The organism is Mycobacterium sp. E342 (genome assembly GCF_001667665.1).
Lineage (GTDB): Bacteria > Actinomycetota > Actinomycetes > Mycobacteriales > Mycobacteriaceae > Mycobacterium.
The window spans coordinates 1-10,699 of record NZ_LZJM01000005.1 but is presented as its reverse complement, the minus strand read 5'-3'; the positions used below and the strand labels follow the sequence as shown (position 1 = coordinate 10,699).

General features: G+C 66.5%; 8 protein-coding genes and 2 pseudogenes. 6 read left to right on the top strand and 4 right to left on the bottom strand.

The annotated features are described in order from the left end of the window. A pseudogene (locus tag A5692_RS00290) lies at positions 1 to 262 on the top strand (CoA pyrophosphatase); the annotation flags it as partial. A gap of 210 nt (positions 263 to 472) precedes the next feature. Further along, positions 473 to 3,388 (top strand): aminotransferase class I/II-fold pyridoxal phosphate-dependent enzyme, encoded by a 2,916-nt coding sequence (locus A5692_RS00285; protein WP_068050948.1) that lies wholly within the window; start codon positions 473 to 475, stop codon positions 3,386 to 3,388. Here A5692_RS00285 and A5692_RS00280 read toward each other — a convergent pair. Continuing rightward, entirely contained in the window at positions 3,297 to 3,947 is a 651-nt protein-coding gene (locus tag A5692_RS00280) for a PadR family transcriptional regulator (protein WP_068050946.1), read from the bottom strand. The two genes, A5692_RS00285 and A5692_RS00280, sit on opposite strands and share 92 nt — an antisense overlap. Positions 3,948 to 4,063: 116 nt before the next feature. On the opposite strand from A5692_RS00280, the gene A5692_RS00275 reads away from it, so the two are divergent. Together A5692_RS00275 and A5692_RS00270 are read left to right on the top strand one after the other, a co-directional pair. Next, positions 4,064 to 4,486: a nuclear transport factor 2 family protein gene (locus tag A5692_RS00275; RefSeq protein ID WP_068050944.1), complete on the top strand. Its 423-nt coding sequence runs from the start codon at positions 4,064 to 4,066 to the stop codon at positions 4,484 to 4,486. Between the two features lie 6 nt (positions 4,487 to 4,492). Further along, positions 4,493 to 5,530, top strand: a complete 1,038-nt coding sequence (locus tag A5692_RS00270; RefSeq protein WP_068050942.1) for an LLM class F420-dependent oxidoreductase — start codon at positions 4,493 to 4,495, stop codon at positions 5,528 to 5,530. 32 nt (positions 5,531 to 5,562) lie between these two features. Here A5692_RS00270 and A5692_RS00265 read toward each other — a convergent pair whose 3' ends face one another. Next, positions 5,563 to 6,783, bottom strand: coding sequence for an MFS transporter (locus tag A5692_RS00265; RefSeq protein WP_068050940.1), 1,221 nt, complete (start codon positions 6,781 to 6,783; stop codon positions 5,563 to 5,565). 212 nt (positions 6,784 to 6,995) lie between these two features. Here A5692_RS00265 and A5692_RS00260 point away from each other — a divergent pair, with 212 nt between their 5' ends. Continuing rightward, entirely contained in the window at positions 6,996 to 7,274 is a 279-nt protein-coding gene (locus tag A5692_RS00260) for a hypothetical protein (protein WP_068050937.1), read from the top strand. A 59-nt stretch (positions 7,275 to 7,333) separates the two neighbouring features. On the opposite strand, the gene ctaD is transcribed toward A5692_RS00260, so the two are convergent. Then, positions 7,334 to 9,079, bottom strand: a complete 1,746-nt coding sequence (gene ctaD, locus A5692_RS00255) for a cytochrome c oxidase subunit I (protein ID WP_068050935.1) — start codon at positions 9,077 to 9,079, stop codon at positions 7,334 to 7,336. Between the two features lie 290 nt (positions 9,080 to 9,369). Here ctaD and A5692_RS00250 point away from each other — a divergent pair, with 290 nt between their 5' ends. Then, positions 9,370 to 10,593, top strand: coding sequence for a cytochrome P450 (locus tag A5692_RS00250; RefSeq protein ID WP_068050933.1), 1,224 nt, complete (start codon positions 9,370 to 9,372; stop codon positions 10,591 to 10,593). Here A5692_RS00250 and A5692_RS28740 read toward each other — a convergent pair. Next, positions 10,559 to 10,699: pseudogene (locus tag A5692_RS28740) on the bottom strand (cytochrome P450); the annotation flags it as partial. The gene A5692_RS00250 and the pseudogene A5692_RS28740 overlap by 35 nt on opposite strands.

Sequence of the window (10,699 nt, the reverse complement as noted above, 5' to 3'; positions counted from 1 at the left end):
CGGCGGTCGCCTGGATCCCCGACCGGCGCCCGACGAGGTGGTGGCGGTATACCGGGTGGGGTTACACCAGCTGCAGCGCGACGACTCTCCGCGATTCATCTCGATCCCGGAGAGCCCCCGCCCGGTGGTGCAGATCCCGTTGGGCAACGACCTGATTCACGCACCCACGGGCGCCGTGCTGCTGCAGCTGCGGTGGTGGTGTCTGGAGGGCCGTCACGACCCGGTCGACGAGCTGGAGCAACCGGTCTTCGCGTGGAGGTAGTCCATCGGCGGCAGACGCCGCGGCGGCCCACAAAGTCCCTTTAGCCCGGCCACCACTCGGCGGTCTGCCGCACCACCCGGTGCTCTCACGGCCGTCATGTGACGGACGTCGAGTGTTTGTCCTGCGGTCACCGGCGGGCGGACTGGGTCTGCGAGCCTGAACCGACGCTGCGGGACCAAGGAGCCGCCGCGGCTCGCAGAAAGGGCGGCCATGACAGAGCACTTACGCGCCTACAACAGCCTGTGGCAGGTTCGCAGCGACTCGTGGTGCCGGTTGGAGGAAGCCGCGGATCGGCTGATGCGACCGACCACCACCGGGACTCTGAAGGACAAATGGGCGAACGCCTGCCAGGAGCTCTTGGCGCGCCTGAGCACCCTGGAGCCCTACTGGGCCTACCCCGGCGCGCCCCAATTCGCCCGAATCCAGCGGCTTTTCACCGCCGGCCACCACGACAAGTTCGCGCAGGCCGTCGCGCAGGTCAACCGGGCGCTGACCACCGAGTCCTACCGCACGGGAGACGTGGACAACGCCGGCGCCGACGAACTCGACATGTTCCCGACCGATCCGCGCCAACTCATCGAGCACAAACCGGCATCACCGCGTGACCGCCCCTACTTCGAAGTGCTGGTCGTCGAAAAGATGACCGAAGACCAGGAACGCGCCCTGCGCAACGAGGTTCGCAAATGGCGGCGCCCCGACGACGAATTCGTCTACGAGCTCGTGGTGGTGTCCAGCGGGGACGAGGCGCTCATCGCGGCGCGCCTCAACGTCAACCTGCAGGCGGTGGTGATCCGGCGGCGCTTCTCACACCAGTCGACCCGCGACCTGTCGGCGCTGTCCGAATTCGTCGACACCGCGGTGTCCGACGAGCTGAACGACCACCAGACACCCGAGGAACGCGCGCAGATCCTGGCGATCTCGTTGACCGGGTTACGGCCCGAGCTGGACCTCTACCTGATGACCGAAATCGAGGTCGAGGACATCGCCGGGCGGCTGGGCCAATACTTCCGCCGGGTGTTCCACGCCCGCGAAGGCATGCTCGAGCTGCATCTCTCGATCCTGCAGGGCGTGGCGGCACGCTACCGCACGCCGTTCTTCAGCGCGCTCAAGCAGTACAGCCACCGGCCCACGGGCGTCTTTCACGCCCTGCCGATCTCGCAGGCCAAGTCGATCGTCAACTCGCACTGGATCAGGGACATGGTGGGCTTCTACGGCCTGGACGTGTTCATGGCGGAGACGTCGGCGACGTGCGGAGGCCTCGACTCACTGCTCGAGCCGACCGGGCCGCTGCGCGAGGCGCAACAACTGGCGGCGCAGGCCTACGGGTCGCGGCACACGTACTTCGTCACCAACGGAACCTCCACGGCGAACAAGATCGTGACGCAGGCGTTGGTGGCGCCCGGCGACATCGTGCTGCTGGACCGGAACTGCCATCAGTCGCATCACTACGGAATGATGCTGGCCGGCGCGAATGTGGTGTACCTCGAGGCGTACCCGCTCAACGAGTACTCGATGTACGGCGCGGTGCCGCTCCGCGAGATCAAGTCGAAGCTGTTGGCGCTCAAGCGCGCCGGCAAGCTCGACCGGGTCAAGATGATGTCGCTGACCAACTGCACCTTCGACGGCATCGTCTACGACGTCGAGCGCGTGATGGAAGAGTGCCTGGCCATCAAGGCAGACCTGGTGTTCCTGTGGGACGAGGCGTGGTTCGCGTTCGCCCGCTTCCACCCGGTCTACCGGAAGCGGACCGCGATGGCCTCGGCTCGGGCGTTGCGCGAGCGGCTGCAGGACCCCGGTTACCGGCAGCGCTACGAGGAGTATCTGGCCTCCGGTGGCGACCAAAGCCCCGACGACGACGGCGTTTTGGACCGCCGGCTGATGCCGGACCCGGCGCGGGCCCGGGTGCGCGTGTACGCCACCCAGTCGACACACAAGACGCTGACCGCGCTGCGGCAGGGATCGATGATTCACGTCTTCGACCAGGACTTCGACCAGAAAGTCGCCGAGCCGTTCCACGAGGCCTACATGGCGCACACCTCGACCTCGCCCAACTACCAGATCCTGGCGTCGCTTGACCTGGGCCGCAGGCAGGTGGCGCTGGAAGGGGTCGAGCTGGTGCAGCGGCAGATCGAGAACGCGATGCAGTTGCGCGACGCGATCGACAACCATCCGCTGCTCAGCAAGTACATGCGCTGCCTGCGCACCTCGGATCTGATCCCGGAGCCGTTCCGGCCGTCGGCCATCGCGCAGCCGCTGCGATCGGGACTGCGCAACATGATGGCGGCCTGGGACCAGGACGAATTCGTGCTCGACCCGTCGCGCATCACGTTGTTCATCGGGCGCACCGGGTACGACGGCGACACCTTCAAACGTCAGCAGCTGATGGACCGCTACGGAATCCAGATCAACAAGACGTCGCGCAACAGCGTGCTGTTCATGACGAACATCGGCACCACGCGCAGCTCGGTCGCGTTCCTGGTGGAGGTTCTGGTCAACATCGCCACCGAACTCGACCAGAACATCTCCGAGATGAGCCTCGGCGAGCGCGAACACTTCGAGCGGGCGGTCTACCGGCTCACCGAAATGTCCTTGCCGCTACCCGATTTCAGCGGCTTCCATGCCGCATTCCTGGACCACGGCGGGACCGGCCCGACGCCCGAGGGAGACGTCCGGCGCGGGTTCTACCTGTCCTACGACGACGCCAACTGCGAATACCTGACCGGCGATCAGATCGATGAGCGGCTGGACGCGGGATCCGACGTCGTGTCGGCGACGTACGTGACGCCGTACCCGCCGGGTTTTCCGGTGCTGGTGCCCGGCCAGCTGTTCAGCCGCGAAATCCTGCAGTTCATGCGCGATCTGGACACCCCCGAGATCCACGGCTACCTACCGAACTTCGGCTACCGGGTGTACACCGAGAAGGCCATCGACATGGCCGGCCAGGCCGTCGGCCTGCCCTCCAACGGTCACCGCCCCACCGACGGTGCGGCCGCGCCGCAGAAGGCGCCGAAGAAGCCGGGCAAACGCGCACGGTTCACCGACGAGGGGAACGTGCCTGAGGTCGGCCAGGAGGAGTTGCTCGGTCAGCGGCAGCCCGGTGACGCGGTGAGCTCGGGGCCTTCTTGACCCCCGCGGAGAGCCGGTGTTCGATGACGGCCAGCGCGCGCTCGGCCCATCGAATGTTCTCTTCCTCGAACGCGATTCCGCGCAGCAACGTCAGGTAGGGGCCGACCCGTTCGGCGTGCGCCAGGTATTCCCCCTCCTCGCGACCGTCGAGGATGCGCGCCCGCAACCGTTCGTAGCGTTGCAGTTTGGCCGTCGCCCACTGCAGGCGTTCGCTGATGAATTCACGCACGGCGGGGGTGTCGCCGATGTCCGCGGCCTGCACCTTGACCAGTAGATCGTCGCGCATCGCCAACGGCTTGGGTGGTTTCCCGGTGAACTCCCGGATCGCCTCGCGGCCGGCGTCGGTCAGTGAGAACAGCCGCTTGTTGGGCCGGCGTTCCTGGTGCACGAGGCGCGCCTGGATGAGACCTTGCTCGGCAAGCCGGTCCAGTTCGCGGTACAACTGCTGCGGGGTGGCCATCCAGAAGTTCGCGACCGACGCGCCGAAGTCTTTGGCCAGGTCGTACCCGGATGACTCGCCCTCGAGGAGGGCGGCCAATACCGCATCACGCAGCGACACCCAAAGAGGCTACAACGATATGAGTAGTCAACAAAGTGATTAATCGCACTATGGACACGTCGCGGTGGACGGCATAGCGTCAACGACACTTGGCGAAACGAAATGCGAGGTGTCGGATGCATCCCTTCCGCAAGGCGGTCGAAGAACGCGACGAGGAGGGCATCCAGGCGCTGCTGGCCGACGATGTGGTGTTCACCAGCCCGGTGGCGTTCAAGCCCTACGTCGGCAAGCCGATGACGGCGGCGATCCTGCGGGGCGTGCTGCGCATCTTCGAGGACTTCCGGTACGTCCGCGAGATCCACGACGGCAGCGGCCGGGACCACGCGTTCGTGTTCGAGACCGGCATCGCCGGGGCGCCCGGAGTCAAGATCACCGGTTGCGACTTCCTGCATTTCAACGACGACGGCCTCATCGACGACTTCATGGTGATGGTCCGGCCGCTATCGGGCGCGAAGGCGCTGTCCGAGGCGATGGGTGCGCAGTTCGAACGGATCCAGCGGGAGGCGCTCGAACTGGCCGACGAGTTCACCACCGCGTAGGCCCACATGCGAATCGGACTGGGCATCAACTATGCGGGTGGCTTCAAGGACGTGGCCGCCGAAGTGGCCGACCTCGAACGTGCCGGCCTCGACATCGTCTTCGTCCCCGAGGCGTATTCGTTCGACGCGGTGAGCGCGCTCGGCTACCTGGCCGCCAGCACCGACCGGGTCGGGCTGGCCTCGGGGATCATGCAGCTCTACACCAGGACGCCCACGCTGACCGCGATGACGGCCGCCGGTCTTGACTACGTCTCCGACGGTCGGTTCACCCTGGGGCTGGGCGCATCCGGTCCGCAGGTCATCGAGGGCTTCCACGGTGTCCCCTACGACGCACCGATCGCCCGCACCCGCGAAGTGATCGACATCTGCCGCCAGGTGTGGCGCCGCGAGACCGTCCAGCACCAGGGCAAGTACTACACGATCCCGCTGCCTGCCGGGCAGGGCACCGGGCTGGGCAAGCCGCTCAAGCTGATCAACAAGCCTGTCCGCGAACGCATCCCGGTACTGATCGCAGCGCTCGGACCGAAGAACGTCGAGCTCGCAGCCGAGATCGCCGAGGGCTGGCAGCCGATCTTCTACCTGCCCGAGAAGGCCCAGGACGTCTGGGGGGAGGCGCTGGCCACCGGCCGGGCCAAGCGGGACCCCAGCCTGGGAGAGCTCGACATTTTCGCGGGCCCGGTGCTGGCCATCGGCGAAAACGTGGACTCACTAAGGGAATTCGTCAAACCCCACCTCGCCCTCTACATCGGCGGGATGGGCGCCAAGGGCAAGAACTTCTACCACGCCCTGGCCACCAAGTACGGCTACGGGCCGCAGGCCGATCGCATCCAGGAGCTCTACCTGGCCGGCGACAAGGACGGGGCAGCGAAGGTGGTTCCCGACGATCTCGTTCGCGACGTGAACCTGATCGGCAGCCGCGAATTCGTGCGGGAGCGCGCGGCCGCGTTCGCCGAAGCCGGGGTGACCACACTCAACGTCGCACCCATCGCGTCCACACCGGCCGAGCGGATCAAGCTGATCGAGACGTTGCGCGAACTCGTCTGAGCGCCGGTGCGCTAACCCTCGCGGGGCGGCGGTCAGCCCTGGCGATGAGCGTCGCCTCGGAGTCGGGCCGCCCGGCTCACCGCCGTCAGCAACGCCAGTGCCGCCATCACCGCGAGGATGGTCGTCGACACCGTCGACGCGACCGTCGTCAAGATCAGCGGCAGGCCGAAACCGATGTACGTCACCACGTAGAACGCACCAACGAGCGCACCGCGCAAGCGTTTCGGCGCGGCGGCCTCCAGATCGATCAGCCCCTCCCGCAGACACAGGCCGGACGCGGACCCCAACACCAGGAACAGCGGCACACCCAGAGCCAGCGGGATGGTCGGCGGGGCGAGCGCGGTGACCGCGTAGCCAAGCGCGGCGAGGACCGCGCCCGCGGTGCCGGCCTGCGGCCCCCACCGGAGCGCCCGGGCGAGCACCTGGATCAGCCCGCTGACGCCATTGACGAGCAGCGTGGCCATGCCGGCGGCCATCGGCGCCGCCAGCCCGGTGTGCACACGACCGGGAATCGCGATGAACCCTAGTGTCGCCGAAGCGAAAACCCATGGCGCCAGGGGCATGGCCCAACTCAACGCCCGCGCCGCGCCCTGCTCGGCGGGCGTCGACGGCTCCCATACCTCGGTGCTCGACCTCGCGGCGCCCCCCGGGCGCCGTGCCGTGACGACCACGACGGACATCGCCGCCACACCGATGGCGGCCGCGACGCCGAACGACAACCGGATACCGGCCGGCCCGACCCCCGCGATCACCGCTCCCGCGAGCGGGCCGATCGCGAAACCGGCCATCAACACCGCCCCGGCGGCGGCCGCCCCGGCGGGGCCTTTGAGATCCGACGCCCAGGCCGTGCAGGAACTCATGGCCAGCCCGACCCCGAGCCCGACGATCAGGCGTCCGATCAGCAGCGCGTCGTACTGCTGTGAGCACAGCATCGCAATCGTCCCCGCCACCGCGGTCGCCGAGCCCGCCAGCGCCACCGATCGCCGCCCGAACGCATCCGACGCGCGCCCGCCGACGAGCAGACCGGGCAGCAATCCCAGCGCGTAGACACCGAAGATCGCGTCGAGCGTGGCCGCGCCCAGATGCTGGCGAACGCTGAGCAAGGGCATCAACGCGACGAAGTGGTTGGCGACCCAGCCGACGGACAACAACAACACCAGCACACCGGCGAACACGCCCCGCGCCGCGGCCCGGCCGCCGGCCCTCGCCGGCGTGACGAGTGTCGACTGCGCTGGACCGTCGGACGGGGACACTGGCGTTTCCTTCCCTCGGGTCTGGGCGCGGCCGCACCGGGCGGACCCCGGCAGACGCCTCAACGACGATGCGGGCGAGGCAGTTATTCCCATTCGCGCGCGAAATGCACTCGGCGCAAACCGGGGGAGCCCCCGGGCAAATCGGGCGTAGGGGTTTCAAATCGGCCGATTTGGTGTACAGATACCACTACTCGGCTCGAGGAAGGCAAACGATGAAGCAAATCGCGGCCGCCATGTTCGCGATGGCCGTGCTGCTGTCCAGCGCGTGTTCGGCTTCGCAGGTCATCAACACCGGCGGCGACACCAAGTGCAAGGACTTCACCACGCAGGACGAGAAGAAGCAGAACGACGAGGTCAGCAAGATGCTGAAGGACAAGAACGGCACCGACCCGTCCAATGCCGAGATCTCGGCGACTCGACTCTCGGCGTTGACGTACTGCCAGACGCTGGGCAAGCCCGACACCAAGATCTCCGAGGCGCCGCACGGCTGACCGCGACTGCGGTCTACAGCACCGTTGGCGGGGATTGCGCCCGCCCGGCGACTAGCCCGTCATCGGAGCTCGCCCGCTGTGGCGTTGGCCGCGTCGGCCGTCACGCTCGCGACATGCTCGCGGCCGACGTGCGCCTCAGCGCGCATCCGCTCCACCATGTGCGGGTAATGCAGCTCGAAAGCTGGTCGCTCCGAACGGATCCGGGGCAGCTCGGTGAAGTTGTGCCGCGGCGGCGGGCAACTGGTCGCCCACTCCAGCGAGTTGCCGTGGCCCCACGGGTCGTCCACCAGGACCGGCTCGCCGTAGCGCCAGCTCTTGAACACGTTCCACACGAACGGCAACACCGAGGCGGCAAGGATGAACGCGCCCACCGTGGAGACGAAGTTGAGTGTCGCGAACCCGTCGGTGGGCAGGTAGTCGGCGTAGCGGCGCGGCATTCCGGAGTTGCCCAGCCAGTGCTGCACCAGGAACGTGGTGTGGAAGCCGATGAGGGTCAGCCAGAAGTGCAGCTTGCCCAGCCGCTCGTCGAGCAGCCGGCCGGTCATCTTCGGGAACCAGAAGTAGATGCCGGCGTAGGTGGCGAACACGATGGTGCCGAACAGCGTGTAGTGGAAGTGCGCCACCACGAAGTAGGTATCGCTGATGTGGAAGTCCAGCGGTGGGCTGGCCAGCATCACCCCGGTCAGGCCACCGAGCAGGAAGGTCACCAGGAAGCCGAGCGAGAACAGCATCGGGGTCTCGAAGGTGAGTTGTCCCTTCCACATGGTGCCGATCCAGTTGAAGAATTTGATCCCCGTCGGCACCGCGATCAGGAACGTCATGAACGAGAAGAACGGCAGCAGAACGGCGCCGGTGGCATACATGTGGTGGGCCCACACCGCGACTGACAGGGCGGCGATCGCCAGTGTCGCGTACACCAAGGTGGTGTAGCCGAACAGCGGCTTGCGGGAGAACACCGGGATGATCTCGGAGATGATCCCGAAGAACGGCAGCGCGATGACGTACACCTCGGGGTGCCCGAAGAACCAGAACAAGTGCTGGAACAGGATCACCCCGCCGTTGGCCGGGTCGTAGATGTGCGCGCCGATGCGACGGTCGGCCTCCAGCCCGAACAGCGCGGCGGTCAGCAGCGGGAAGACCACCAGGACAAGCACACTGGTGACCAGGATGTTCCAGGTGAAGATGGGCATCCGGAACATGGTCATGCCGGGCGCGCGCATGCACACCACGGTGGTGATCATGTTGACCGCACCCAGAATGGTGCCCAGGCCGCCGACGCCCACCCCCAGAATCCACAGGTCCCCGCCCACGCCGGGGCTGTGCACCGCATCGGACAGGGGCGTGTAGGCGGTCCACCCGAAATCGGCCGCACCCCCGGGAAGGATGAAGCCGCCCAACGCGATCAGCGCCCCGCAGACGAACAGCCAGAACGACAACGCGTTCAGCCGCGGAAACGCCACGTCGGGTGCGCCGATCTGCAGGGGCAGCACCAGATTGGCGAATCCGAAGACGATGGGAGTCGCATAGAACAGCAACATCGCCGTGCCGTGCATGGTGAACAGCTGGTTGTACTGCTCGTTGGACAAGAATTGCAGCCCGGGCCGCGCCAGTTCGAGGCGCAGCAGCAACGCCATCAGGCCGCCGATGAAGAAGAAGATGAAGCACGCGACCATGTACATGATGCCGATCATCTTGTGATCGGTCGTGCTGATGACTTTGTAGATCAGGTTGCCCTGGGGCCCCATCCGGGCGGGAAACGGCCGACGAGCCTCGAGGGCAGGGGTGGGCGGTGCCTCAGCGGTCATGCATTACCTCCACACGTCCAAAAGCCGGACGGTAATCATCAAGCCGCCCAAGTATTCCGAGGCCCCACCGCACGGACCTAGGGTCAAACGTCCCTAAATCCGGGGGAATCCTGGGTGATGCGGCGCAGAAAGGGAAGCCTTTCCAATCCTGGCGGCCGGCCTCGGGCCGATCGTGAAATGCGGTGTTGACCGGTGCCCCCCGAGCGACGAACATCAACGCCACGCGGCGATCGCCGCCAGCCCGGAGGGGCCGAAGCCCCGAATCGGCAACCGCACCTTAGGAGAACCGAATGAGCACCCGGATCATGGACGAGGCCGCGCGGGTTCTGGCCGACCCGTCGGCCTACGCCGACGAGAAGCGGTTGCACGAGGCGCTGACCTACCTGCGGGCCCACGCCCCGGTCTCCTGGGTCGATGTCGAAGGCTACAAACCGTTTTGGGCGATCACCAAGCATGCCGACGTCATGGACATCGAACGGCAGAACGACCTGTTCACCAACGATCCGCGCCCACTGTTGATGGTTTCCGAGGGCGAAGACGTGCTGCGCGCCCAGATGGAGGCGGGCATCGGCCTGCGCACGCTGATCCACATGGACGACCCCCACCACCGCGACATGCGGAAGATCGGCGCCGACTGGTTCAGGCCGAAGGTGATGCGGGACTTGAAGTGTCGCGTCGACGAGCTGGCCAAGATCTACGTCGACAAGATGGTCGAGAAGGGGCCCGAGTGCGACTTCGTGCAGGAGGTCGCCGTCAATTATCCGTTGTATGTGATCCTTTCGCTGCTGGGCCTGCCGGAGTCCGACTTCCCACGCATGCTCAAGCTCACGCAGGAGATGTTCGGCGGTGACGACACGGAGTTCCAGCGGGGCGACACGACTGAGGACATGCTCGCCGTGCTGCTGGACTTCTTCAACTACTTCGCCGCGCTCACCGCGTCGCGCCGCGAGCATCCGACCGAGGACCTGGCCTCGGCGATCGCCAACGCCACGATCAACGGCGAACCGTTGTCGGACATGGACACCGCGTCGTACTACGTGATCGTGGCCAGCGCGGGCCACGACACCACCAGCGCGGGCATCGCCGGTGGCATGCTGGCGCTGCTGGAGAACCCCGGTGAGCTGACGCGGCTGCAAAATGACATGGGACTGATGGGCACCGCGGTCGAGGAGATGATCCGCTGGGTGGTGCCGGTCAAGGAGTTCATGCGCACCGCGCAGGCCGACACCCAGGTGCGCGGGGTGCCGATCGCGAAGGGCGAATCGGTGCTGCTGTCCTACGTTTCGGCCAACCGCGACGAGGAAGTTTTCACCGAGCCGTTCCGATTCGACGTCGCGCGCGATCCCAACAAGCACCTGTCGTTCGGCTACGGTGTGCATTTCTGCCTGGGCGCCGCGTTGGCCCGGATGGAGATCAACAGCTTCTTCTCCGAGCTGGTCCCGCGGATCAAGTCGATCGAGCTGGCCGGCGCGCCCGAATTCACTTCAGCGAGTAACGGATCGGCAGGTGCTTGAGGCCGCCGACGAAGGTCGTGGCCATCAGCTCGGGCGCGCCGGCCAGCTCGATCGACTTGATCCGCGGGACCAGCTCGGAGAAGAAGCTGTTGATCTCCATCCGGGC